This is a genomic window from Acetobacter okinawensis JCM 25146 (genome assembly GCF_000613865.1).
Classification (GTDB): Bacteria; Pseudomonadota; Alphaproteobacteria; order Acetobacterales; family Acetobacteraceae; genus Acetobacter; species Acetobacter okinawensis.
The window spans coordinates 21912-47592 of record NZ_BAJU01000007.1 but is presented as its reverse complement, the minus strand read 5'-3'; the positions used below and the strand labels follow the sequence as shown (position 1 = coordinate 47592).

Here is a 25681-nt window from a genome sequence, read left to right as displayed (position 1 = left end):
GCAAGCACTCTGTCCATATTTTAATATATATAAAATTAGGATGACCGCATGACCCTCCCTCACCCCCGACGTTCTGGCCTGCAGCACCTTGTGGCGGGTGTGACCGCTGGTCTTCTACTATGCGCTGCGCCGCTGCATGCGCAGGCACGCCTTGTAACGGATATGAGCGGCGCAACTGTCGAGATCAAGGATGATGCGCCCCCCATTGCGGACCTGTGGTATGCGCATAACGAAATCAGCGTGATGCTGGGTGCCGCCCCACGCATACGGGTTACGGCAGAAAATGCGGCAGATAACCCATGGCTTTTTAAAATTGCACCGGTTCTGTACATGGCGCATATGGCGTCAAGCCTGATACGGTCAGTGCGGAATACCTGCTGGCCAACAAAATTGGGCTTGTGTTTGTGCCGACCGCCGCCAAAGCGCAGGAACTGCGACGCGCCGGTGTAACCGCCCTTGCAGCCGAATACATGACCATGCCGGACATGCTGGCATCGCTGGACATGAGTGCGGAGGCCATTGGCACGCTGGAGGCGCACAATACCGCCAAACGCTACCATCAGGAAATGGAGCGGGTGCTGGAACTGCTCAAATTCCGCACCGCACAGCTCCACGAAACGGAGCGCCCGCGTGTGCTCCATATCGCGCGCTTCTCCCCCCTGCAGGTCGATGGCGAAAAAACCCTGATTGATGCATGGATTCAGGCTGCGGGGGGCACCAATGCCGCCAGAGTTACCGGCAACCACAGACCCGTTAGCTTTGAGCAGATTGCAGTCTGGAACCCCGATGTGGTGATTGTGGACTCCTCCGCCGGAGAACTCCCCGCCACCTCCCCCCTGCGGACACTCAGCGCCTTCAAACAGCAAAAGTGGTGGATCAACCCCAAGGGCGTTTTTGCATGGGACCGCTATGGCTGCGAGGAGCTGCTGCAAGTCCAGTGGGCTGCCAAAATGCTCCACCCCACGCTGTTCGCTGATCTGGATATACGGACAGCCATGCGCAATTTTTACAATATCTTCTTCCATTACCACCTGAGCGAGGATGACATCTCGCGCATTCTGGCAGCAAAACCACCGGCACCCTGACCTCTGGCAAGGCACGCCCTCTCCATAAACAGTATGACATTCATACAACATGTTGGACGGCCTGCCCCCTTGCTGATATGCCATAAAGCATGACAGCGCTGCTGGAACACCTGCGTACCCATAAGACACCGGCCCGGTGGCTTGCGGCCCTGAGGGCACTGGTACGTACGGATTCCCTGTGGTTGATTGTACTGGCAGCCGTAACCGGCATACTGGCCGGGCTGGCAGTCAGCCTGATTACCTTTACCACCCTGCTGGCCCACAACCTGCTGGCCCCCGGTTACAAACGCCTGTCCGGGCTGGAGCACGTAGCGCCATGGCGCGCTTTGCTGGTGCCCGCCATGGGTGGGCTGCTGCTGGGTCTGTGGCACTTTTATTTGCAACGCCACAACCGCCACCGCCCTGTTGACCCGATTGAGGCCAATGCCCTGCATGGCGGGCGCATGTCCCTACGCGACAGCCTGATTGTCACGGGGCAGACCATTCTTTCCAACGGATGTGGCATTTCTCTTGGGCTGGAGGCCGGGTTCAGCCAGATTGGTGCGGCATTTGGCTCGCGTATTGGCCGCAACCTGCGCATGCACCGGGCCGATGTGCGCCTGCTGGTCGGCTGTGGCGCCGCAGGGGCTATTGGCGCTGCTTTTGACGCACCGCTGGCCGGAGCATTTTACGCATTTGAACTGATTATTGGCTCCTATGCTTTTCCCCTCCTCGCACCTGTTGCATGCGCATCCCTTTGTGCGCTGGCGGTTGTGCATCTGAGTGGGGAAACCCTGCCCGCCATCGCAGTGCCCCTCCCCCAAAGCGTGCCGGTGCTGGCTTACCCCTTGCTGGCGGTGCTGGGGGGGCTTTGTGCCCTGATAGGCGTCTCACTCATGAAAAGTGCGGCCTATATGGAGCAGGTTTTTGCCACCTGCATAAAACCCGTGTGGCTGCGCCCAATGGTTGGCGGCCTGCTGGTGGGCGGGCTTGCCATTATCTCCCCCACCGTTTTGTCCTCGGGTCATATTGCCATGCGCGAAGGACTGGTTAGCCCCCCACTGCTAGGTGCTGCTCTGGGACTGCTGGTGCTCAAGGCGGCGGCCTCTACCTTGTCCATTGGTTCGGGGTTCAGGGGGGGGCTGTTCTTTGCGTCTCTTTATCTGGGCGTGCTGGGCGGTGCGGCCTTTGCCAGCCTGGTTGCCCCTATTATGGACCTGCCTCTGGGCCTTTGCACGGTAGCGGGCATGTGCGCACTGGCCACTGCCATTATTGGCGGCCCCCTAACCATGATCCTGCTGACACTGGAGACAACGCACAGCGCCAACCTGACCGCAGCCGTCGCCCTGACAGCCCTTGTGGCCTCCTTTACGGTCAAACGTATTTTTGGCTACTCCTTTGCCACATGGCGCTTCCACCTTCGGGGGGAAAACATTCGCTCAGGCGTGGATGTAGGCTGGATGCGTACCTTGACCGTAGGCCGCATGATGCGCACGGAACTGGACATCCTGCCCGCAGACACAACCGTTGCCTCTGCCCGTACAACCTTTGCCGGACGCATGCCCCGCTACATTGTGCTGCACGATAACCAGAACCATTATGCCGGTCTACTGGAAAGCAACCTGATCCAGTCCATTACCATTGCCCCCGACCAGCCCCTGTCCGCTCTGGTGGACACAAACATGGAGGTGCTGGCCGCTGATTTTTCCATAGGGCATGCGGTGGCCGCCTTTGAACGCACAGCCCGGCCCGCCCTTGCCGTAACCGACAGGAACAACCACGTATTGGGCATTCTGAGCGAGCGCTACGTGCTACGCCGCTACGCAGAAGAGCTTGAACGCACCCGCCGTGAACTGGCCGGGGAGAAGCACGGCCGGTAACACCTTAGCGCGCTCGCTCCTTCCGCCTTGTAGCACGGACGTGATCGCCCGCCCTCTTTTACCCCTTTGCCACACACGCCATAATCAGAGCCTGTGTTCTCCATCCCAAATACGGCGGTGTCCCATGACTGCTGCACCTGTTGTTCCCTCTTCCATGCAAGCCGTATGTTTTACCGAACCTGGCGGCCCGGACGTGCTGCATCTGGAATCCCTCCAGGTTCCCCAACCCGGTCGGGGGGAGGTGCTGGTACGGGTTATGGCTGCAGGCGTTAACCGCCCCGACCTTATGCAGCGCAAGGGGCTTTACCCCCCTCCACCGGGCGCATGCCCCCGGCTGGGTCTGGAAGTGGCGGGGGAGGTCGTAGCCTGTGGTCTGCCACAGGAGGGTACGCCCATGCCCCAACCGGGTACGCGCGTATGTGCGCTGACCAATGGAGGGGGCTATGCGGAGTATTGCCTTGTCCCTGCCGGTCAGTGCCTGCCATGGCCCAAGGGCTTTACTGCCGAGCAGGCCGCCGCCCTGCCGGAGACCTATTTTACGGTATGGTCCAACCTGTTCATGCCCACGCCCCCACCTGCGGGCGCGCGGGTGCTGATCCATGGTGGCACCAGCGGTATTGGCACAACAGCCATACAGCTTGTCCAAGCATTTGGCGGGCAAGCCTTTGCCACCGCAGGCACGGCTGAAAAATGTGCATTATGCGAGGAGTTGGGGGCCACAGCCATCAACTACCGCACCGAAGATTTTTTAACCCGTATCCGCGAGCTGACACACGACAAGGGTGTCAATATCATTCTGGACATGATCGGGGGGGCATACTTCAACCGTAACCTCAAATCCCTTACCCTTGATGGCAAGCTGATCATTATTGCCCTGCAAGGCGGGGCCAAGGCGGAACAGGCCGATCTGGCCCGGATCATGACCCGCCGCCTGACCGTAACCGGCAGCAGCCTACGTCCAAGGGATAGCGCCAACAAAGCCCGCATCGCACACGAACTGCATGAACGTGTGTGGCCCCTGCTGGATACGGGGCGCATCCGCCCCCTTATCCACGCGACTTTCCCTCTGGCCCAAGCAGCACAGGCCCATACCACGCTGGAAGATGGCAACCACATTGGCAAAATTGTCTTAACCGTCTCCCCCGCCTAAAAGACTATGGAACACTGGCAGGGGTCGCCCTGCTCTTCGTCTTTTCAGAATATCGGGGCTTCATGGATACGTCTCTCTCCTCCAGCATCGCAGAACGGCTGCACGCCGTCCGGACCAGCATGCAGGCCGCCGCACTGGCCGCCGGGCGTGACCCGGCCAGCGTGTCCTTGGTTGCGGTCTCCAAATTCCATCCGCTCCAGAGCGTGCAGGAGGCCCTTGCCGCCAACCAGTGTGTGTTTGGTGAAAACAGGGTGCAGGAGGCCGCCGCCAAATTCCCGCCCCTGCGCGCCACCCACCCAGCCCTGCGCCTGCACCTGATTGGTGGGCTACAAACCAACAAGGCGCGCGAAGCCGTACGCATTGCCGACATGATTGAAAGCCTTGACCGCCCCGCTCTGGTGGACGCCATAGCCCGCGCGGCAGATGCGGAAGGCCGCCTGCCCGACCTGCTGGTGGAGGTCAACACCGGGGACGAACCCCAGAAATTTGGCGTACCCAAAGAACAGGCTGATGCCTTTATCCGCCTTTGCCAGCAGCGTTTTGGGGCGTCCCTGCGGGGGCTGATGTGCATCCCCCCTGCGGAGCAGAATCCAGTGCCGCATTTTCAGCTCCTGCGCAGCATGGCGCAGACTCATGGCCTGCCGGTGCTGTCCATGGGTATGTCGGCTGATTTTGAGCAAGCTATTGCGCAGGGTGCGACCCTTGTGCGGGTTGGCAGTGCCATATTTGGCCCCCGCCCGGCACTAGCCTGAATAGCCTATTCTCAATAATGGTAGCCGGTATGCCTTGCCTCTGGCACGCTGTGCACTTTATGCAGGGCATCCTAGACTTTCTTTTTTCTTCTTCTGCCCCTGACCCGGAGCCAGAAATGCCATGACCGACGCCGACAGTACACCGCCCACAGGTTCCGCCCCCACCCTGGGTGAGACGCACCAGACGCCCGTAGCAGCAGAACCACGGCGTATTGCCGAGTTCGACGCCGATCAGCCGCAACACGCTCTGGCCCCCGTAGGCTTTGCTGCGCTCCTGAGCGTGCTCGGCGTTGTGTACGGAGACATTGGCACAAGCCCGCTTTACGCCTTCCGCTCCACGGTGGAGGTTATCTCCGACCACCATTCTGCTGCACCGTGGGAGATCATGGGGGTTGCCAGCCTTATCTTCTGGACCCTGATTCTGATCGTGACCATCAAATATGTGCTGCTCATCATGCGGGCGGACCATAATGGCGAGGGCGGCATTCTGGCCATTATGTCCCTTGCCCAGCGGGTGACCACCAGTGCGCGAACGCGGCTGGTACTTGGTATGGTCGGTATTATAGGGACCTGTCTGTTTTTTGGAGATGGTATTATTACCCCCGCCATCTCCGTGCTCTCGGCTATCGAGGGGGTGGAAGTCAGTATTCCCGCGGCACATGAGGTGGTCATTCCAGTAGCCATACTGGTGATTATCAGCCTGTTTAGCGTGCAGTGGGTGGGTACGGGCCGTGTGGGCACCATATTTGGCCCGATCATGCTGCTCTGGTTTGGCACGCTGGGTGTGCTCGGGGTTATCCAGATCCTGCATCACCCCCATATTCTGCTCGCGCTCTCGCCCACCTATGCGCTGGAGTTTGTGTTTTATCACGGCAAACTCTCTTTTCTTGCACTTGGGGCAGTTGTGCTGTGCGTCACCGGGGCGGAAGCGCTCTATGCCGATATGGGGCATTTTGGCCGGGCCCCCATCCGCTACGCATGGCTGTTTTTTGTGCTGCCCATGCTGGTGCTGAACTACTTTGGGCAGGCGGCACTGGTCATTGCCGACCCCAAGGCGCTGGCCAACCCGTTCTTCCTGCTCTGCCCGCACTGGATGCAGGGGCCTATGGTCATCCTGTCCACGCTGGCCACGGTTATTGCCAGTCAGGCCGGGATTTCCGGCGGGTTCTCCCTATGCCGCCAGCTTATCCAGCTTGGCTACATGCCGCGTCTGCGCATTACCCACACCAATGCGGAGGAAGAAGGGCAGATCTACCTGCCAGACTTCAACCGTTTTCTGGCCGTGGGGGCCGTGCTGCTGGTTGTCGCCTTCCGCAGTTCGGATGCTCTGGCCTCCGCTTACGGTATTGCCGTAACAGGCACATTCATCTGCACCTCCGTGCTAGCCATTGCGGTCTTTCGCAAGCACTTCAACTGGCCCGCATGGAAGGTGGGCGTGGTCTTTGGGGGCTTTTTGCTGCTTGATGGCACGTTCTTTACTGCCAATGCGCTCAAAATCCCCGACGGCGGCTGGGTCCCCGTCATGCTTGGCTGCGTGCTGACCCTGATGATGACAACGTGGAAGAAGGGGCGCGGCCTTATTATTGCCCGCCAGCGGCAGGACAGCCTGCCCATGGGCTCCTTTATCGCCCGCCTGCCCCAGTCGCGCACCATCATCCGCGTACCGGGCATGGCGGTGTTCATGACCAGCACGCCCGACTTTGTACCCCCCTGCCTTTTGCACAACATGCGCCACAACAAGATCCTGCATGACCATGTGCTGTTTGTAACCGTACAGAACCTAGACCAGCCCGAGGCCGAGCGTGGCCACCGCGTAACGGTGGAAGAGCTGGCCCCCGATGTGTACCGCGTTATCCTGCGCTACGGCTTTATGGAAATGCCCAACATCCCCCGCGCGCTGGAAGAGCTCAAGGCCAACGGTGTGGACTTTGATGCCCTTCAGGCCTCGTACTTCACATCGCGCGAGCTGGTCACACGGTCCTCGGTGCCGCGTATGTCGCGGTGGCGTATGTCCATCTTCTTGTTCATGCTGCGGAACTCGACCTCCAGCATGGAATTCTTCCGTATTCCGCCAGACCGCACGGTGGAACTGGGCGTGAAGGTCGCCATCTGAGCGCGTGCAGAACGAACCACTTGCCCTGTATATCCACTGGCCGTTCTGTCTGGCCAAGTGCCCGTACTGCGACTTTAACTCCCATGTGCGGGACACCATTCCACAGGCCCGGTTTGCAAAAGCACTCCGGGCCGAGTTGGCTCATGACGCTGCACGTCTGGGCCGACGCAAGCTGACATCCATCTTTTTTGGCGGCGGCACGCCGTCCCTTATGGCGCCAGAAACCGTGGCCGCCCTGATAGAAGACGCCAGAACCCTGTTTGATGCGGCCCCGGAGCTGGAAATCACACTGGAAGCCAACCCGACCAGTGTGGAGGCCGGGCGCCTGCACCAGTTCCGTCAGGCGGGTGTAAACCGTGTCTCCCTTGGCATTCAGGCGCTGGATGACCGCGCACTGGCTTTTCTGGGTCGCGAGCATTCGGCAGCACAGGCCCGTGCGGCACTGGAGACTGCGCGCGGTCTGTTCCCCCGCCTGACCTTTGACCTGATCTACGCCCGACCAGAACAAAGCCTTGTCGCATGGCGGGAGGAACTGACAACAGCTCTGCAACTGGCAGATGATCACCTCTCGCTTTATCAGCTGACAATCGAGCCCGGCACACGGTTTGAGTCCCTGTACCGTAAAGGTGCCTTTACCCTGCCAGATGATGACACCGCCGCCACCCTGTACGAAGCCACGGCGGACTTAACTCAGGCCCATGGCATGGCCGCGTACGAAGTCTCCAACTACGCGCGGCCCGGTAGCGAGAGCCAGCATAACCTGACCTACTGGCGCTATGCCGATTATCTGGGCATTGGGCCGGGTGCGCATGGCCGCCTGAGCTTTGGCAATGCGCTTGTAGCCACCCGCCGCCACCGCGCGCCCGAACCATGGGCCGAGCGGGTAGAGCGCACAGGCACCGGCCAGACACAGGAAGAAGAGCTAACCCCACACGACCGTGCGCAGGAAATGCTGCTTATGGGCCTGCGGGTGTATGAGGGCATTAACCTGTCCCGCTTTTATGCCCGCACAGGCATAAGGCTGGAAGATGCGGTGGACCAGAGTGTGCTGGCTCAGGCCCTACAGGAAGGCTACCTGAACCTGAGCGCACAGACATTGCGTGCAACGCCAGAAGGACGGTTGCGGCTGGAGGCTCTTCTGGCGGCTCTTGTGCTCTAAGCAAAAGTGTTGTCGCCACAACCTGCCAACCCCACGTGACTGACATGATGAACCTGATCAAACTTGTTGTTGGCGTATCCTCCCTGGAAGAACTGGTGGAGCGCCAGCACCTGCCCATCAACCAGCGCGCGCACCCGACCAGTGGCACCATGCTGCCTGTTGTGCGCACACGCACTTTTCCCAAACAGGCGGAAACCGTGCTGCAAGGGGGGTCACTGTACCGGGTTATTGCCGGGCTCATTTTGTGCCGCCAGCGTCTGCTAGACATTCTGCCCGAGGTCCGGGCTGATGGCACAGATGGCACCCTGTTTTTTCTAGACCCCACAATCATCCGGGTGGAAGCACGCGCCTGCGTCCTTTTCAGGGTTGGCGATACCTGCGCCCGGCCGACGCCCCACCTGACCTGAGCACCACTTTAGGGCACAACAGCCTGCCCCCTGCCCTGCAAAAGGAACTGGCCCTGCTCGGCCTGTAACACGCACGCTCCATACATGCCTTGCGACCCATGCCTTAAGCCTCAGCCGCACCAAGCTAAAACCGCGTTTGAAAAAAAATGCACAAATGCAATTTAGTCGCTTGACGCCCCCCGGTTTCCCCACTAAATAACGCCTCAACAACGCCTCTGTCCCGTTCGTCTAGAGGCCTAGGACACTGCCCTTTCACGGCGGCAACACGGGTTCGAATCCCGTACGGGATACCATCATTTTTGGCGTTACATATCCAAAAAATATCAGATTTTTAGCAACGCGCTGAATGTTGTCATCTTCTTTTGTAACAGAAGATCATAACACTCTGGCGTAGTTTGCCGTTGTGCAGACGCACGGCATCTCGCACAGGCAAATCTTTGGCAGCGTTTTAATGAAGTCATTGTGATTCATTTTTTCAAGCCGCAAACATAATTCTTAATCCTGATAAATTCTGAACACATCAATGTTGTTACAAAACTTGTCAGTGAAAAACGCGAGCAGCTAACAGGATAACTCCGGCAAGACGTCGTGCATAACGAACGCTCGCAGCCACCATATATACATCTGCACGATAGCATCCATCTTGCATAACCTTGATGCACACCGCCCTGCTATTTTTCACTCACAAGCGGTGTGCTGTCAGTCGCCCTATTATATTATGGGCTGGCGTTCTTCTGCTACGCCACTTTTTTTGAGAATGAACAGCGCCAGCAGATAAACCAGCAGCCCACCAATGGATAGCAAAGCACCACCAATGCCCAGTGCGCCATAACCAAACTGTTGCCCCAGCAAAACACTGCCTAACGATGCCCCCAGCGCATTGGCAATATTGAATGCTGAATGGTTAAGGGAGGCCGCAAGGGTTTGCGCATCCCCTGCAAAATCCATCAACCGTGTTTGCAAAGCTGGCCCCAGAGCGTTGACGCAGGCCGGGATCAGGAACACATCGAGCATCAGCTACGCTGTTATGTAAAACCCCGGCAAAAACCAGCATGGCCAGCGCACTCCCAGCCAGAGCAAAAATGGCAGCCAGATTGATATTACGGTCCACCAACCATGCCCCGATATTGGCACCTGCCAGCATACCCACACCCCAGACCACCATGTACAGCATGACCTGCCACTCGGGAACATGGGTTACATTTTGCAAAACACTTGTCAGGTAAGTGTAGATTGCAAACATGCCACCAAACCCAATGGCAGCACTCAACAATGTGAGCAACACCTGTGCATTGCACAATGCCGTAACCTCCCTGAGCGGAGAGTTGGTGCGGTTTGGTGCATCAGCCGGGATAAAGCGCCACACACCCACAAAGGTTAAAAACCCGAACAGCGCAATAATCAGATAAGCCACACGCCAGCCAAAATGATTGGCCGCAAAAGTGGAAAATGGCGCGCCCACCAAAGTAGAGATGGCAATACCCGATAAAACGCGCCCCACAGCCCACCCTCTGCGGGTCCGCTCTACCATGGACGCTGCGACCAAAGCCGATACGCCAAAAATAGCACCATGCGGCAGCCCGGTCATAAAACGCGCGACTTCCACCAGTCCGGGTGTGGGCATGGCAACACTGAGCAGATTGCCAAATCCAAACAGAAGCAGCAGCACAAGTAGCAGTTCCCGTCGCGAAAGGCGGGCTCCTAAAATGGTAATCAGGGGAGCCCCTACCACGACCCCGAGCGCGTAAGCCGTAATGGCATGCCCCGCATCTGCCGTGGACAGGTGAAGCGATGCGGCAAACTCCGGCAGCATGCCCATAATGGCAAACTCACCTGTACCAACAACAAAAGCGCCAAATGTCAGCACAAGCAATGCAGCCCCCCTGCCTGCGGGTGAGGCCATTGGGGCCGGGCCACCCGATGGGGGTATGGTCTGTGTTGTCATGTAGTGTTTTCTCTACCCAAAAAATCCTGTCAGGCCAAAAGGGTGGCTGCACCAACACGGGCTATGGCGATGTCATCTTCCGTGCTTGCACCAGACACGCCAATCGCTCCCAGCAGCGTGCCATCTGCCGCCCTAAGCACCAGACCACCACCAAAACTGGTCATCCCGCCATTGGTGTTTTCCAGCGTGTAAGCCCCACCATCGGGGTGACCGATTTTGGCAAAATCGGCACTATCCATCTGAAACAGTGCAGCCGTACGGGCTTTTTTGTTGGCAACATCAATTGCCCCCAGAATGGTACCCTCCATACGCAGGAAGGCAACAGGCCAAGCGGCAGCATCAACGATTGAAATACAGACCTTAACACCAAGCCGCTGCGCCTCGGCATGAGCAGCGTCCAGCATAGTCGTAACAGCAGTATCTTGCATGGTGAGAACATCCCTGTGTACGTAAAGGCCCGTAGTTAATCACACAGGTGGGGAAAGGAACGTTCAAAATAACGTAAACCCCATTTGTTCAATATTGCTGAATATTTTGCGGCTCTACAGCACGCATCATCATCCATGCAAGCCGGATCAGGCGGTGGCGGGGGAAGCTGTCTGGCGGGCCTGTCAGGCACAGACTGGCCCGGACCTCTCCATTGTCACGCCATGGAATGGCAACGCCATTCAAACCCGGCCTGTATGCCTCCAGATCCAGCGCATATCCTTTGATGCGGACATCTTCTATTCGGCTCAGCACATCATCATCCAGCGCATTGGCGCGCGTTGCCAGAACCCGCTTGCCCAAGCCCGGCACACAGGCCAGAAAGACCCAGCCCACAGCAGACCCTTCCAGGTTTTCACGCTGCGGCATGGCGGGCAGCCCTGCACAAAACCCCTTGGGGTCCACAATATCCAGATAAGTTGCCTGATCCCCGCTGGGCACGGCCAACCACGCCGTAGCACCACTTTTACGCGCGATACTCTCCAGCACCGGGCGCAGGCGGGCACGCAGCATGTTGTCATCCCCTGCAATCCGCGCGATATTGAGGATGCGCCCTCCCAAATGGTAGCGCATGTCCCCCGCGCGGCGCTGCACGTAGCCCAGATGGTCCAGAGTTTGCAAAATATTGTGCACTGTTGTTTTGCCAATACCAGAAATACTGGCAATCTGCTGCAAGCGCGCGCCCCCACCCTGCTGGGCAATAATTTCCAAAATAGCGGCAGAACGCTCTATGGACTGAATAAGCTTGGGTGTTTTGCGCATCGCCTCTCAATCCATCATGGCTGAACCTTTAAGCCACAGCGCCCCGACGCGTCAGGCGGGAAGGCCACTCAGGACCAGCCTGAACGCAAAATAGAGAAAAACCACACCCGTCAGCATATCCAGCGCGCGCACCACTTTGGGGCTGGACAGAACACGACCGAGCGAAAATGCCAGACAGGCCAGCACCGCGTACCACACGACAGCCATAACCACCTGCACCCCGGCAAGCAGCAGAGAGTAGCTGACCCGCTCAACACCTGCTGGAATGAACTGCGCAAAGGCCGTCAGGTCAAAGACACCCACCAGCGGGTTCAGGCACGTTGTGAGCAGACCACGCTGGTACCCCGTACCCATGCCCGCAACCCAGCGGGCCTGCACATCTGCCTGAGCCTGATCATTGGCCCCGGTAGAGGGTCTAAGCAGTCTGATACCCAAAAAAGCCAGATAAATGGCCCCTGCCCATTGCAACGTCAGATACAGCGTGGGGGAGGCCGCAACCAGCGCACTGACCCCAAACGCAGTGCCTACGCCCCAAAGAGCAAGCCCAGTGCCCGTACCCAGTGCCGCCCCCAGTGCCGCAGAACGCCCGACATTCATGCCCAGACGGATAACAAGCGCCGTTTCGGTCCCTGGTGTCAGCACCAGAACGCCCCATGCGGCGGCAAAGGTCAGTATGGGTAACAACATATCCGGCATGCTTTAATCCTGCTCTGCAACATCGGGCAATACACTCCACAATGCAGGCAAACACAACCTGCGCGGAAACACGATTGCGCCAAAAAAGAACAGGCAACACAAAAAACACTGACTCACAGGCTACCGGACAACTTTGCTCCATGCCACGATTGAAATGGGGAAATAAAAGCGGATCCCGTCCGCACTCTCCCACGCTCCCATGCCCAGACGATCCTCACCGCCTGCAATATCCTCTGCAAACAGTGCCTGCAGAGCACTCCAATCCTCCGGCGCGACCTGATCGTGCAAACGGGACTCAAGGCGATACTGGCGCATCATAACCGGAGACAGCCCTGCTTCAGCACCCAACGACAGTAACTGATCCAGTGTCAGGGCACTGGTATGCGAAGGATCCCGGAGTGTTTCCGCCCGGTCATAGTTTTTCTGGCATTCCGGAGCTGGAGTGGCGTCAATGACAATAATCCGGCCACCGGGACGGCAAACACGCACCATTTCCGCCAAAACTTTCTGGGGCTCCAGCATGTGGTGCAAGCTGTAGCGTGTCACCACCCGGTCAAAACTCTCGGCCTGAAACGGTAAATGCAGCGCAGAGCCAATATGATATGCAACTGTCACACCCATATTGTTCGCACGTTGGCGGGCCTGCTCAATCATGGCGGGTGTCAGGTCAAGAGCTGTAACCTGTGCTCCGGCACGCGCCAGTTCACAGGCGACAATCCCGGGGCCGCAGGCAACATCCAGCACGGGCATGTCGGAGCACACAGCACAGGCGGCGAGCGTCTGCGCCAAGCTGTCTGCCTCTGCGTGAATAGCCAGTTCAGCAAACGGTTTTGCCCAACGTGTGAACTGCGCAACAATCCGAGCATCGTGAGATGTACGAGCAACAGACATCATGATTCCTTTCCTTGTTGGTTCAAGGTAAGGTATGGGCAATTGGCCGTCTAACGCTATCCGGCCATAAACAACCGGATATCGGCCAATGAAAACTCTGACAGCCACGGAAACACACAGCGTTCTTGTCGCGAACAGACTGGACACTTCAGCAAAGCCCGGTTTTGCCTTCCGCAATCCGTCTTGCGCCATATTTTACGACTGGCACGCCCACCCGTGCCACCAGATTACTTACGCAAGACGTGGAACAACACAGGTTGAAGGCCCGGATGGTCATCACCTTCTGCCCACGGCTCACGCTATCTGGATTCCAGCACAAACACGGCACCGAACCATGATCTGTGATCTGGATGGTGTTTCCGTTTATTTTGACCCGGCCTGTTTTCCACATGTCCAGACAGAGCATGTGCAGATATTCCCCATAACGACCATGCTACAGGAGATGTTGCTCCATACTCTGCGCTGGCAAGCTGGGGCAGCCGAGCAGTCCCCCATTGCCCAGAGTTTTTTCCACACTCTTGGCCTGCTCTGTGTGGAGCAGATGCAGGCGAAAACTAACCGACTTTTTACGTTACCACGGGCAACCCACCCGTCTTTGGTGCGCGCCATGGATGCGGCCCTTGCCAACCTCGGCCTTGCAAACCTGACTGGAGCGCTGCAACAGGCTGGCATGTCAGAACGGAGTTTCCGCCGTCATTTTCAGGAAGAAACAGGAATGACATGGCAGGACTGGATTACGCAGGCGCGCCTCTTCCGCGCGGCAGGCCTGCTGGCTGAAGGCCATCGGGTTACTGATGTCGCGGCCAATGTCGGTTACGCATCGCTGAGTGCATTTGCAAAAGCATTTACAAACCTGATGGGTTTATCGCCCGTCCATTTCCGGAATTTGCAAACATAGGGTCAGATGGCAAGACGTGGTGCCAATAAGCCACAGGCACGATGACATTATAGGGGATGCCCGCCGCCAACGCGCAGGATTATATTGATAATGATTATCAAATGCACTATTGGAGGCCATCAACATTTATGATGAGCACTCTACGTTCATGCAGCACTCCGTCCGCACAGTTTTACTTGCGTCTTCGTTTTTGCTGCTTCTGGCAACACATGCCTTTGCAACAACACCGCAGGCTCCGCAGGATAAACCCACCAAAGTCAAACAGCCCGTCCCCCAGGACAAAACCAGCAAAGACGAAACAATCGACGTCTCGGCATTACGGCACGGCCTGCTGGCGCGTAACGGGTTTTCCGCCACCAAAACAGATACACCCATCGAGCAGACACCCCAGAACATTACCGTGATTACTCAGGAACGGATGGCAATCCTGAACTCGCGCAGTGTTTCGGAAGCCGTGCGCTATGCGGCTGGTGTTTCTGACTACGGGTCCAAGGACGATCCCAGAGGGTATTTTGGTACGATCCGGGGGTTTTCGCCCGACATCTATCTGGATGGCACGCGCACGCCGGATGCAACATCCTCCCAGTCTTTCAGTATCGAACCATGGGGGCTGGAGGAAATGGACGTGCTCCGCGGCGCAACATCCGCCCTTTATGGGTCAGGGCAACTTGGCGGCATTATTAACGCGGTGAGCAAACGCCCGAATGCAGGACAAAAAAACGAGATCAATTTTCAAACAGGGTCCTACAGCCGGGTTCAGGGGGCGGCCGATATTGGTGGCGCGGTCAACCCCTCCAAAACACTGTTATGGCGTTTTAATGGTCTGATCCGCAAATCAAACACCTATGCAAACAACATCAAAAACAATGAGATTTACGTGGCTCCATCCCTAAGATGGAAGCCGGACGACAAAACTGATTTTACCATACTCGCCAGTTTTGAGCAGTTGGATGCGGGCTCTACAGCACAGTTCCTGCCTGCTGCGGGCACAATTACCGCAACAAAATATGGACGCATCGCACGCGACTTCTTATCCAGCGATGCCAATTATGACGTGTATTCCAAACGGCAGGCTGCCATTGGCTATAGCCTGACACGCCGTATTCTGCCCAACTGGAGCATTACCCAAAATATGCGTTATGCCCATTTGGACTTGGACTACCGCTTTGTAACAACCAAAGCGCTTTCCAGCGACCAGCGCACCATTACGCGTCAGGCACTCCGCCAATCTGCCAATTACAACAATGTCACGCTTGATACGCGCTCCGACCTCAAACTTACAACTGGTCCCGTCAAGCATGAACTGCTTGTGGGCGTTGATTTCCGCAGTGATTTTCTGGCAAACCGTCGTGGGCAGGGTAATGCGCCCTCGCTGGATCTTTATAATCCGGTGTACCGCGCCATTACATGGCCATCATATGGCACCACAACCAATACAAACGAGACAGAAAGCCAGACCGGACTTTACGCGCAGGAACAGGCTGACTGGCATAATTTCCATTTAACGCTTTCAGGACGAGGGGATTTTACCCAGAGCCTGACTGTAAACAACCTCACCGGTTTGCAGACACCACAAAAAAACAATGCGTTTACCGGCCGCGCAGGTCTGCTTTACACAGCACCTTTGGGGTTCGCACCATATGTGGCGTATTCAACATCATTCCAGCCTCAGGTTGGCACCACACGCCTGAATACCCCTTTTCTGCCAACCCGTGGGAAGCAGATTGAAGCCGGGTTAAAATACAAGCCATTGCCGGGTACGCCGTGGGGCGAACACCTGATGCTGACAGCCGATTTTTTTGATCTGGTTGAAACCAATATCCTCACCCCGGACCCAGCGGATTCAACTTATGATATTCAGGCAGGTGAACAACGGACCAAAGGCTTTGAGTTCGAAGGTATGGGTCGCCTGCCGGGGAAAATAGATTTTCTGGCTTCTTTTACCTATCAGGACCCCAGAATAACAAAATCCACAACCACCTCGCAAATCAATCAGCGGCCTGTTGCCGTGCCATCCCACATGGCCTCGCTCTTCCTTAAACGGGACATCCATATCCTGCATGACCTTATCTTCGGTGCGGGGGTCGGTTTACGTTACACGGGCAACACGGCTGGCTCTCTACCGGAGACATTTGCCGTTCCCAGCCAGTTGGTATGGGATATTGTTGCGCATGTTGATTACAGACGCACATCTATCCAGCTTAACGGAACCAACATAACGGACCGCCGATATGTTGCGGTCTGCACCCGCAATGTCGCATGCGCATGGGCGCCGGGGCGCGCCATGTTCGTGACTTTGGCCTATCGCTGGTAAACTACATACGCATTGGCTACCGGGGCGGACACCATCTGCTCTGGGCTGCCTGCGGCACATCCGCGAGTTATGGTATGCAGGATTTCATGCCCCTTTGTTGAGCAACTTTGGGTGTGCCCCATGCCTGCGCATGATTGATGTGTTAAGATCGTGCGATGATTGATATCCCCCTACTCCTCGCCTTTACGCTGGCAGCGTTTGTTCTGACGATCACACCGGGTGTAGACACTGCTTTGGTGCTGCGCACAGCAACAGTTGACGGGCAACGCCCTGCCATGCTGGCAGCATCCGGTATTGCGCTGGGGTGCCTGATCTGGGGCGCGGCTGTATCGTTCGGGTTGGGCACGTTATTACGTGCTTCTGCGTTAGCCTATACTGTGCTTAAATTTGCTGGAGCACTCTACCTTATCTGGCTTGGAGGCAAACTCCTTTTTAAGCCCAGAACGACCTTACAGACCGAAAGCTGTTCGCCCTCCTCCAGAGGTTCGAGTGCTTTTTTGCGTGGCTTCCTGACTGATCTTCTCAATCCCAAAATGGGAGTTTTTTATATTACGTTTCTGCCGCAGTTCGTGCCTGCCGGAGCATCAGTCGCGCGATACAGCTTTTTTCTGGCCTGCCTGCATGTGGTCATCACACTCATCTGGTTTGCAGTGCTGATTACCGCAACAGCATCCTTGAGCCGCCTTTTGCGCCAGCCCAAGGCTGTTCAAATCCTCGACCGTATGACCGGTTTTGTATTTATTGCTTTCGGGTTAAAGCTGGCCACATCCAGAATACCCTAACGGCTGGAGAGTCTTGGCCTATTTTTTGCTGTCCTGCTTTAAGCCACTCTCCTGCCGGACGCGTTCCTGTATAACAACAAAATCTCGCTCCGCATCACCCGCACTGATAGCGCTCAGTAAACGGTCACGCACGACAGATGCGTAAGGGAGTGGCACACCATAATCCCCTCCCGCGCTCATGAACATGCCGACATCCTTCAGCCCGAGTGTAACGGGCGCTCCGGGATGGTCATACTCCTGATCAACCATCAGCTTGCCATAGTTCTTGTGAACCGGTGCATTGTAGAAGCTCCCGGTCATGATCTCAAAAATTGTATGTGGGTCTGTTCCGGCTTTTTCATTCAGGGCAAATACCTCTGCCATTTGCTCTATGGTCGAATAGATCATGAAATTCAAAGACAGTTTTACAAGATTAGCCTGCACCGAGTCATCACCCACCCGAAAAATCTTTGGGCCAAAGCACTGGAGCACTGGTTCCAGCCGGCCCAGCACATCAGCCTGCCCTGCGGCCATGACAAATAACTCTCCCGCCTCCGCTGCGGGAGGACGCCCCAGAACACTGGCGCTAACATAGGTTTGCCCACGCTCGGCATGGCCATCTCTTAACCGGCGTGCCTGAGCGAGAGAAATTGTGCTGCAACAGACGTGCACAGCATGGGGTGACAACCCTGCGGCTATCCCGTTTTGGCCGAATGTTGCATCCTGAGTAGCGGCATCATCCAACAGCATTGAAAAAACAATATCAACGTCGTGGGCGACCGCAGCGGGTGTTGCGCCCACAACCGCACCTTGCGCGACCAGGTCATCAGCTTTTGCGGCTGTGCGATTATAGACAACAAGAGCATGCCCCGCCTTGAGAAGACGCTTTGCCATAGGGTGGCCCATTGCCCCAAGACCGATAAATCCGATTTTCATGAGCATGTTCCTTTGCTGTTATACAAATCCATGGCTCTGCACTGCGCACCAATCACATGTTGCGCGGCCACATAGGCCATAATCAGGGCCTGCCGGGTGGTGTCCGTCTGCTGCGGACCCTGTTCGTGCATAAAGCGGGCCTTGTGGGCCAAATCAAGCGCATGCTCGAGCATCATACGGAACAGGTCTTCCAGCCTCTGCCCTTTCTCTCCGTAAGAACGTGGCAGGTTCTGCGCAAAAACTTCCAGCATCTGCCCCCCGGCATATCGCAGAGCCTCTTCCTCCGCGACAGGAGCATTCTCCCCAACAAAGGCTAGCAGTTCTGTTCGTTTGGGTGCCAGACTGAGCAGACGATGCAGGACAGGGTGCACTCCCGCTCCCGCCGTGGAAAAACATGCAAAAGAATACGGGTTGGAACCCGGCAGAAAATACCGTGACATCACACATCCCCGCCCCCGGTCCGTCCCGCCCGGTGGCATGGCTTGCAAGACAAAGGCAGGTCTCCTGACTTGCAGATGCGCACTCCACCCTGCCTTCCCGGCATGCACCAGTGGCTGCCCCTTATGGGGCAACGGGTGGCAGGCTACTGCCTACAGTTGCGGGCACAGTCTCCGACTTGCTCCTGAGCAGAGCTTACGGTGTTCCCTTTTCATCCGTTTGCACGGAACCTTTGACCGACAGCTTAAACCTATAGCGGCAAGCCCAGAGCACCGCGAGCAAAAAAGGGGAGCGCCTTTACATCGGGGCTGACAGCATAGCCACGCGCCACCGGCCTGCGTGGCAGCTCAGCAGACTGTAACTATTGGACAAGACATCCACACGGGCAGCATGGGCCATGCTCACCGGGTTTTCTCCCGGATACAGCACGCGCAGGATCAGGTTACGCACGCACGCTGGCCGCGCCAGCACCAAAGCGGCTGGCACCGTCTGCTCCAAAACATCCAGCCAGTGGGCCATTCTTTGGTAGCTGGCGGCAAAGCTCTCGCCCCCCGGTGGAGCAAACGCCACATCGGACAAAAAGGATAACTGCTCCTCCGGCCCTACATCCCGCAAATTCCGCCCTGCCCACAGGCCATAATCCCTGTCACGCAGAGCATTTTGCGAGCACAGAAAAGGCCCGTCCACATCGGGGGCCGCAACATCGGGGGCATAATGGAGTGTTAAGCGGCTGGTCGCTGGCAGGTAAGCCGCCGCTTTTTGCAGGTCAAAACCGGTTGCCAGCACGTCTGCCCCTCCGGGCAGTTCGCCCCGGCTGACAGCCAGAGGCAACGCAGATGCACAGCAAAGCAACCTCAACCCAGACATCTCCCCCATTGGCCCGCACCCATAGGACATGCCCATGGCCGCACAGGATTTGCCAGCATGGCGCGGACACCCTACACCATCAATCATTATTTGACCGCGATTTAAAATCGAGACTCGGATGCCCGCCCCCACCTCCACGCTCTCTCGCACGCTGCGCTCACGTTTTTCGTGTGTTGTCCTGTGTCTGGCCGTTTCAGGCTGTGCTGCCCCCGTTACGGTGCAACGCCTGAGCCTGACGGACAGCTACAAGGAGCGCAGCCAGAGCACGCTGAGCGGGCGCACACTCAGCAACACCACACGCATTGTGCTGGAACGCCAGAACCTGCTGCCGTTATGGAAAAAGAAACCAGCACAGGCGATTGCCACATTACGGGCAAGCACACAGGCCCAGTTTTACACACCAGACCTACAGGACCAGTTATTTGCCCTTGCAGAGCTGAATTACCTGCTTGCCCGCCAGAACTCCGACCGCGCTGCCTATATGGCCACGGCCCTGTACGCCTATGCCTACCTTAACCCCACCGGGCCGGACGACGCAAAACCCAACCCATATGACGTGCATTTTCGCCAAGCATGCGACCTGTACATGTTTGGCCTGACCGAAGCCATGGGCAACCCCGTGGACATAACACCACAGCGCTGGACGCTCCCCTTTGCCACACTGGACCTGTCCACCACACCTGAACAGAAACAGTGGTATGGGTACACCCTAACCGACTTCCGCCCCACGGCGCGTCTGTCGGTCCGTGGGATCAAGAATATTTACCGCAGGGCCGGGCTGGGCGAACCTCTCGCAGCGGTACCGCAGCCCCCAGCCAATAGCCAGATTTCCTTTTCCATTACCGACAAGCTACGTATTCCCGTTAATTTATTTATGGAAATACCCAACCCACGCCAGCAGATTTTTACCGACCACATCCATGCGCGCCTGACACTGGCCACCATTGACCAAACGACTGCCCTGCCCACAACAGAGGGGGTTATTCCCCTGCAATATGACCAGACGGCATCACGCGCGATCAGCCTGAACAATGCCGTAGACTGGTCAGTTGAATACAAGGGTTTTCTGGACGGAAACATCTTCAATAAACGTGCCCAGCTTATTGCCATGGAGCCCCACCAGTATGGCCATATGCCTGTGGTTCTGATTCATGGCACGGCCTCCAGCCCCGGACGCTGGGCGGATATGGTCAATGACCTGCTGGAAGACCCGGAAATACGCGCCCATTTTGAATTCTGGTTTTTCTCCTATGCAACGGGCAACCCCATCCCCTATTCCGCCCTGCAACTCCGCGATGCATTAAACCGCACCATCCGCGACCTCGGGGGCACACAGGCAGACCCTGCGCTGGGCCAGATCACCCTGATCGGCCACAGTCAGGGGGGACTTTTGGCAAAAATGCTGGCCATTGACCCGCATGATGCACTGTGGAACGAACTGACCCCACGTCCCTTATCCAGCCTGACCCTGTCTGCCAATGTAAGGCAGTTACTGGAGCAGGCCCTTTTTCCCACTCCCATGCCCGACGTCAAAAGTGTTGTTTTTATTTCCACACCACAGCATGGCAGTTATCTGGCCGATTTTTCCATCGCCCATCTGATCGGGCGCATGGTCACCTTTCCCGCAGCGATTACGGAAGTGACCCAGCAGATCCTTCAGGGCAATGCGGGGGCTCTTAAGGTGGACATGAGCCCCAGCCGCCTTGGCAGCGTTTATGGCATGTCGCCCCGCAGTACGTTCATACAGGCTCTAGCCTCCATTCCTGTAGCCCCACAGGTGCAAAGCCACTCCATTATTCCCGTATTGGGCGATGGGCCACTCAGCACGGCGGATGATGGTGTTGTTGCTTACACCAGCGCACATGACCCAAGAGTGCAAAGCGAACTGATTGTGCGCAACTCGGGGCATTCCACACAGGCCAACCCGATAACCATAGCCGAAGTCCGCCGCATTCTGCTGCAACAACTGGCCGGAACCCTACCCGACACGCCCATGAAGGGGGACATGAACCACACCAACATTACCCGTATTGGTGGGGATTACACACTCCCCACATCATGGGCAAAACCCGCTCCATGACCACCTCACAACACGCCAGAACCCAACGTCGCAACAAACTCTTACTTTGTGTTGTGACCTGTCTTTTTGCATTTTATGCCTGTGCGGCTCTCTACTATTCCACGCTTGAACCAGACGCCCTGCGCCTTGGGGCGGTCGGCCTGTGCGCCCTGTTGTGCGCAGCCACCCTGCGCATCCGCCACACACTGCACCGATTTGGCGCATTGTGTGGCCTGTGCGCATGCTTTGCCATCTGGCTTTACACGGACCACCCGAGCAACAACCGCGAGTGGGCGGGCGAATACGCCATTCTGGCAGACGCCATACAGGACGGCCGCATGGTGCATGTCCGTAACATCCGCGATTTTACCTACAGAACCGAAACCGACTACACACCGCATTACTACAATGCCGATTTTAATCTCGACCACCTAGCAAGCATTGACCTGATTACATCCTACTGGGGGGGAGACAGCATTGCCCATGTGTTTTTGTCTTTCGGGTTTGATGATGGCAGACATCTTGCCGTATCCATTGAAACGCGACGCCAGAAAAAATTTTCCTATTCCACCATTGCCGGTTTTTTCCACCATTACGAACTGACATACGTCACAGCAGACGAACGGGACCTGATTGGCGTGCGCACCGATATTCGCAAGGAGCGGGTCTATCTTTACCGTCTGGACCTGTCTGCCCAGACGCGTGAAGCAGTTTTTAAAAACTACCTGGCACAGATCCACCAGCTCACCATACAACCGCGCTGGTACAATACGCTCATGGACAACTGCACAACCGAAATTCTGGCCCGTGCCAACGCCCGCACCCGCTACAGACTGGACTGGCGTGTTTTGCTGAGCGGTTACACAGCCTCCCTCGCCTATGATCTGGGGTTACTGAACACAGAGTATGACTTTGCAACGCTGCGCAGGCTCAGCCGGATCATACGACCAGAAAATGCCACACCAGATGCGAATTACTCTAATGAAATACGCGAACACCTACCACTCGCACTTGCGAATAAATAAAAATAATGCTGAATACATGCATATCACTCGCAACTGAAAGAACGGATGTTGCAAGTGATAATTATTTATTCAAAAGCATTTGATTTTTCACATTTTTTTGTTTGCGAAGGACCAAACTCTATAGTAGTATCCCTTCCAGTCATTCCTGTTATTGCGAGTAAGCCCCATGGTTAAAGACCCCAAGGTTATTGAACACCTGAACATCCAGCTCACCAACGAGCTGACCGCCATCAACCAGTATTTTCTGCATGCCCGCACCCTGCGCCACTGGGGCGTGACCCTGCTGGGCAAAAAAGAATACGAAGAATCCATTGAGGAAATGCGTCACGCCGACTGGCTGATCGAACGCATTCTGTATCTGGGTGGCCTGCCCAACGTGCAGCGCCTGAACACGATTCTGATCGGTCAGGACGTCAAGGAAATCCTTGAATGCGACATGAAGCTGGAAGAAAAGGCCATGAGCGACCTGCGCGAAGGCATTGCCTATTGCGAGAGCGTGCGTGACTTTGTGTCCCGCGACCTGCTGCTCAAGATCCTCTCCAATGAAGAAGAACATGAAGACTTCATTGACCGTCAGTTCGACCTGATCAAGCAGATTGGCGTTGAGCGTTACATCCAGCTCAACTCTGCCTCCGCTCCCGAGCAGGAATAACATGCTCCCTGCCGCTATGCCCTTATCCGGGCGTGGCGGCAGGTCGGCCTGAATAGCCTAGTTTTTGCCCAAGGCTGCAGCGTAAAGGTCGGGTTTAAAACCCACCAGCAGACCTTGCGGTGTATTCAGCACCGGTCGCTTTATCAGCGTTGGCTGGGCGAGCATAAGGCTATGGCCCGTTTTTCCGTCAGGTCGGTTTTATCCGCATCTGGCAGTTTCCTGAACGTCGTACCGGCTTTGTTCAGAAGTTTTTCCCACCCCACCTGTGCTGCCCACTCTTCCAGCCTCTGCGTGGTAACACCAGCCAGTTTGTAATCGTGGAAGACATACGCAACATCATGCTCTTCCAGCCAGTTACGGGCCTTGCGCACGGTATCGCAGTTTTTAATGCCATATAAGGTCAGGCAGGTCGGCACGTCTTGATCCTCCACTGGTGAAATACCCAGAATAACACGCATTTTTTGCATGAACTCAGCATCCACACATGCATCAAACGCCCGTGCCTGCGCAATATCATAAGCCACGCAAAGCGGGGACAGACGCTTGTCCGCACGTTCGGTTGTATACCGTGGAACAATATGGGTATGCAGCGATGGTGCCTGATTGCACCATGTCTCATAATTAATGCGGGCAGCCCCTGTTGCTTTGAGCAACGCATCCCCCACCCGCACAATATCTTGCAGGTAATCCAGCCGTTGCTGGCCGTGCAGGTCATTTACGCTGGGCACGACCGGATCTGCCAGCAAAATGCAGTATCCCGGCACGGGCTGTGTATCCGCCATGACCAGCCAGCCAGATGCCATACGACCGATAACCTTGGGAAATGCCCCCCTGCGCGCCAGCTCAACGCGCTGTTGTATGACATTGTCTGCCATGACTTGATCTGTCCCTTCACAAAATAAGTTAGTATAACCTTAACAATGGAGCTTTGTTCTCAAAAACTGTTCCATAAATACCAATACTGGCTGCATTTTCTTGACAGTAAAAGCGCGATCACGTCCTAATGCCCCGACCATGCGCTACCGTCCTTTCCTGCGCGCCATACCTGTTGTGTTTCTGCCACTGGCAGGTTGCAAGGTTGCGGGCGCTCCCTCTTTTCCAATCGCCGGGGCGTACTTCCCCAGTTGGATGTTATGCGGCGTTATTGGCATTGTTGTGGCCGTGGGGTTGCGCGTGCTCTTCCTTGCCACAGACATTGACGCCATGCTCCGCCTGCGTCTGTTCACCTATGTCTCGCTTGGCACCATAACGGCACTGCTGTTCTGGCTTTTGGCTTTTGGGCCGTAACGCATGAAAAAAATACCCCTCTCCACACGCAGCCCCCTTGGCATGACCATTGCCATTGTCTGTATTGCTGCCGCGTCCGCCCTTGGCATTTATGTCATGGGGAAAGACGAATCCTACCCCTCGTCCGATACTGGCACGGTGGATGCAGAAGTCGTGCATATTGCCTCCACTGTTGGCGGGCGGTTGCAAACCCTGCATGTCCACGTCAACCAGTCGGTCAAAAAAGGGGATCTGCTGTACCAACTCGACCCGGAGCCGTATAATCTGGCCGTCCAGCAGGCCATAGCCGGACTGGCACTCACTCAGGCAGGGGTAGAACAGCAGCAGCGTCTGGTTGCGGTGGAAGCGGCCAATGCTGACATTGCCAAAAATCAGGCATTACGTGCCAAGACCAACCAGGAGCTTGCCGCACGCACTGTGGAGCGCCTGCGCCCACTTGCCAGCAAATCCTACATTCCATGGCAGCAGTACGATCAGGCGCAGGTTGCCCTACATGATTCGGGCATAACACTGGACCAGAGCCACCTACAGGCAAATGCCGCTCAGGTTGCGGTAGGCGACCTTAACAGCTCCATTGCAGCGCGGCAGGTGGCTGAGGCCACACTGGCGCAGGCACGCTACGCGCTGCGCCAGACCACGGTTACGGCCCCGGCAGACGGCTATGTCACCAGTCTGCGAGTCATACCGGGGGAGGTGCTGATGCCGTCACAGGTCCTGTTCACCCTGATTGCCGATGACGCATGGTTTGTAACCGCCAATATGCGCGAAGGCACGCTACACGCCATTCATCCGGGTGACTGTGCCACGGTTTACTCCATGATCAACCGGGACACCCCCATACGCGGCCATGTGGAAAGTATTGGCTGGGGTGTTTTTTCTGCCGATTCTGCAGGGTTGAGCCGCACGCTCCCCATTGTCCCGCGGGAGATGGACTGGGTCCATGTTGCCCAGCGCTTTCCTGTCCGGATCAGGCTGGAGCATGCCAACCCGCAACTGCTGCGGCTCGGGGCCACGGCCACAGTGGAAATACGCCATGGCGCTGCCTGCGACTGACACAGGCGATAGCACTCTGGCACGGTTATGGTGGCTGATCCGCGCCCCTTTGCCGGGGCGGGGTGGCCACAGCCTGCGGATGGCTG

General features: G+C 56.7%; 22 protein-coding genes, 1 tRNA gene, 4 pseudogenes and 1 riboswitch. Of the genes and pseudogenes, 17 read left to right on the top strand and 10 right to left on the bottom strand.

Going from position 1 to position 25681, the window contains the following annotated elements:
• Positions 1-48 precede the first annotated feature (48 nt).
• From JCM25146_RS23505 to JCM25146_RS05230, 9 genes and pseudogenes are all read left to right on the top strand, one after another.
• Positions 49-450 (top strand): TroA family protein, encoded by a 402-nt coding sequence (locus JCM25146_RS23505; RefSeq protein ID WP_242400944.1) that lies wholly within the window; start codon positions 49-51, stop codon positions 448-450.
• The gene (locus tag JCM25146_RS17410; protein WP_242400943.1) at positions 405-1085 is read left to right on the top strand and encodes a TroA family protein; all 681 of its coding nucleotides are present in this window, start codon (positions 405-407) and stop codon (positions 1083-1085) included. The genes JCM25146_RS23505 and JCM25146_RS17410 overlap by 46 nt, the downstream gene beginning before the upstream one ends.
• An 89-nt stretch (positions 1086-1174) precedes the next feature.
• A complete protein-coding gene (locus tag JCM25146_RS05260; RefSeq protein WP_025826397.1) occupies positions 1175-2944 on the top strand; it encodes a chloride channel protein in 1770 nt (589 codons plus the stop codon).
• Between the two features lie 124 nt (positions 2945-3068).
• Positions 3069-4094: an NAD(P)H-quinone oxidoreductase gene (locus JCM25146_RS05255; RefSeq protein WP_025826395.1), complete on the top strand. Its 1026-nt coding sequence runs from the start codon at positions 3069-3071 to the stop codon at positions 4092-4094.
• A gap of 62 nt (positions 4095-4156) precedes the next feature.
• Positions 4157-4846, top strand: a complete 690-nt coding sequence (locus JCM25146_RS05250) for a YggS family pyridoxal phosphate-dependent enzyme (RefSeq protein ID WP_025826393.1) — start codon at positions 4157-4159, stop codon at positions 4844-4846.
• A 121-nt stretch (positions 4847-4967) separates the two neighbouring features.
• A complete protein-coding gene (locus JCM25146_RS05245) occupies positions 4968-6959 on the top strand; it encodes a potassium transporter Kup (RefSeq protein WP_025826391.1) in 1992 nt (663 codons plus the stop codon).
• A gap of 4 nt (positions 6960-6963) precedes the next feature.
• Positions 6964-8118 carry a radical SAM family heme chaperone HemW gene (gene hemW / locus JCM25146_RS05240; protein ID WP_025826389.1) on the top strand — a complete coding sequence of 385 codons (1155 nt, stop codon included), beginning with the start codon at positions 6964-6966 and terminating at the stop codon, positions 8116-8118.
• 44 nt (positions 8119-8162) lie between these two features.
• Positions 8163-8593: pseudogene (locus JCM25146_RS17405) on the top strand (DUF1489 family protein).
• A gap of 149 nt (positions 8594-8742) precedes the next feature.
• Positions 8743-8818: transfer RNA gene (locus JCM25146_RS05230), tRNA-Glu, on the top strand.
• 418 nt (positions 8819-9236) lie between these two features.
• On the opposite strand, the pseudogene JCM25146_RS17400 reads toward JCM25146_RS05230, so the two are convergent.
• The 5 genes and pseudogenes from JCM25146_RS17400 to JCM25146_RS05195 form a co-directional block, all read right to left on the bottom strand.
• A pseudogene (locus tag JCM25146_RS17400) lies at positions 9237-10470 on the bottom strand (MFS transporter).
• Between the two features lie 29 nt (positions 10471-10499).
• Complete coding sequence (locus tag JCM25146_RS05220; protein WP_025826387.1) at positions 10500-10898, bottom strand: GlcG/HbpS family heme-binding protein; 399 nt, start codon at positions 10896-10898, stop codon at positions 10500-10502.
• Positions 10899-10986: 88 nt separating this feature from the next.
• On the bottom strand, positions 10987-11718 hold the full coding sequence (locus JCM25146_RS17395; RefSeq protein WP_035372025.1) for an IclR family transcriptional regulator: 732 nt from the start codon (positions 11716-11718) through the stop codon (positions 10987-10989).
• A gap of 51 nt (positions 11719-11769) precedes the next feature.
• The gene (locus JCM25146_RS05200) at positions 11770-12414 is read right to left on the bottom strand and encodes a LysE family translocator (RefSeq protein WP_025826383.1); all 645 of its coding nucleotides are present in this window, start codon (positions 12412-12414) and stop codon (positions 11770-11772) included.
• A 120-nt stretch (positions 12415-12534) separates the two neighbouring features.
• Positions 12535-13308 (bottom strand): class I SAM-dependent methyltransferase, encoded by a 774-nt coding sequence (locus JCM25146_RS05195; protein WP_242400942.1) that lies wholly within the window; start codon positions 13306-13308, stop codon positions 12535-12537.
• 85 nt (positions 13309-13393) lie between these two features.
• On the opposite strand from JCM25146_RS05195, the gene JCM25146_RS05190 reads away from it, so the two are divergent.
• From JCM25146_RS05190 to JCM25146_RS05180, 3 genes are all read left to right on the top strand, one after another.
• Positions 13394-14203: a helix-turn-helix transcriptional regulator gene (locus JCM25146_RS05190; RefSeq protein ID WP_025826379.1), complete on the top strand. Its 810-nt coding sequence runs from the start codon at positions 13394-13396 to the stop codon at positions 14201-14203.
• Between the two features lie 148 nt (positions 14204-14351).
• A complete protein-coding gene (locus tag JCM25146_RS05185) occupies positions 14352-16517 on the top strand; it encodes a TonB-dependent siderophore receptor (RefSeq protein ID WP_081774762.1) in 2166 nt (721 codons plus the stop codon).
• A gap of 155 nt (positions 16518-16672) precedes the next feature.
• Entirely contained in the window at positions 16673-17299 is a 627-nt protein-coding gene (locus tag JCM25146_RS05180; protein WP_025826375.1) for a LysE family translocator, read from the top strand.
• Positions 17300-17317: 18 nt separating this feature from the next.
• Here JCM25146_RS05180 and JCM25146_RS05175 read toward each other — a convergent pair whose 3' ends face one another.
• The 3 genes from JCM25146_RS05175 to JCM25146_RS05165 all read right to left on the bottom strand — a co-directional run bounded on the left by JCM25146_RS05175 (position 17318) and on the right by JCM25146_RS05165 (position 19606).
• On the bottom strand, positions 17318-18214 hold the full coding sequence (locus tag JCM25146_RS05175; protein ID WP_025826373.1) for an NAD(P)-dependent oxidoreductase: 897 nt from the start codon (positions 18212-18214) through the stop codon (positions 17318-17320).
• The gene (locus JCM25146_RS05170) at positions 18211-18654 is read right to left on the bottom strand and encodes a hypothetical protein (RefSeq protein WP_081774761.1); all 444 of its coding nucleotides are present in this window, start codon (positions 18652-18654) and stop codon (positions 18211-18213) included. Before JCM25146_RS05170 ends, JCM25146_RS05175 begins: the two co-directional genes overlap by 4 nt.
• A gap of 37 nt (positions 18655-18691) precedes the next feature.
• A riboswitch (cobalamin riboswitch) is annotated at positions 18692-18901 on the bottom strand.
• A gap of 48 nt (positions 18902-18949) precedes the next feature.
• Positions 18950-19606, bottom strand: a complete 657-nt coding sequence (locus JCM25146_RS05165) for a histidine phosphatase family protein (protein ID WP_025826369.1) — start codon at positions 19604-19606, stop codon at positions 18950-18952.
• Positions 19607-19637: 31 nt separating this feature from the next.
• Here JCM25146_RS05165 and JCM25146_RS05160 point away from each other — a divergent pair, with 31 nt between their 5' ends.
• The 3 genes from JCM25146_RS05160 to bfr all read left to right on the top strand — a co-directional run bounded on the left by JCM25146_RS05160 (position 19638) and on the right by bfr (position 23255).
• The gene (locus tag JCM25146_RS05160) at positions 19638-21599 is read left to right on the top strand and encodes an esterase/lipase family protein (RefSeq protein ID WP_051544042.1); all 1962 of its coding nucleotides are present in this window, start codon (positions 19638-19640) and stop codon (positions 21597-21599) included.
• Positions 21596-22603, top strand: a complete 1008-nt coding sequence (locus JCM25146_RS05155) for an Lnb N-terminal periplasmic domain-containing protein (RefSeq protein WP_025826365.1) — start codon at positions 21596-21598, stop codon at positions 22601-22603. Before JCM25146_RS05160 ends, JCM25146_RS05155 begins: the two co-directional genes overlap by 4 nt.
• Before the next feature lie 166 nt (positions 22604-22769).
• Positions 22770-23255 carry a bacterioferritin gene (bfr, locus tag JCM25146_RS05150; protein ID WP_025826363.1) on the top strand — a complete coding sequence of 162 codons (486 nt, stop codon included), beginning with the start codon at positions 22770-22772 and terminating at the stop codon, positions 23253-23255.
• A gap of 57 nt (positions 23256-23312) precedes the next feature.
• Here the strand turns inward: bfr and JCM25146_RS22825 are convergent.
• Both JCM25146_RS22825 and JCM25146_RS24825 read right to left on the bottom strand, forming a co-directional pair.
• Positions 23313-23671, bottom strand: a pseudogene (locus JCM25146_RS22825) (ArsC family reductase).
• A 15-nt stretch (positions 23672-23686) separates the two neighbouring features.
• Positions 23687-24130: pseudogene (locus JCM25146_RS24825) on the bottom strand (HIT family protein); the annotation flags it as partial.
• Between the two features lie 100 nt (positions 24131-24230).
• On the opposite strand from JCM25146_RS24825, the gene JCM25146_RS05140 reads away from it, so the two are divergent.
• A complete protein-coding gene (locus JCM25146_RS05140; RefSeq protein ID WP_242400941.1) occupies positions 24231-24542 on the top strand; it encodes a YtcA family lipoprotein in 312 nt (103 codons plus the stop codon).
• Between the two features lie 3 nt (positions 24543-24545).
• Positions 24546-25595, top strand: a complete 1050-nt coding sequence (gene mdtN / locus JCM25146_RS05135; RefSeq protein WP_025826357.1) for a multidrug transporter subunit MdtN — start codon at positions 24546-24548, stop codon at positions 25593-25595.
• Positions 25596-25681 lie beyond the last annotated feature (86 nt).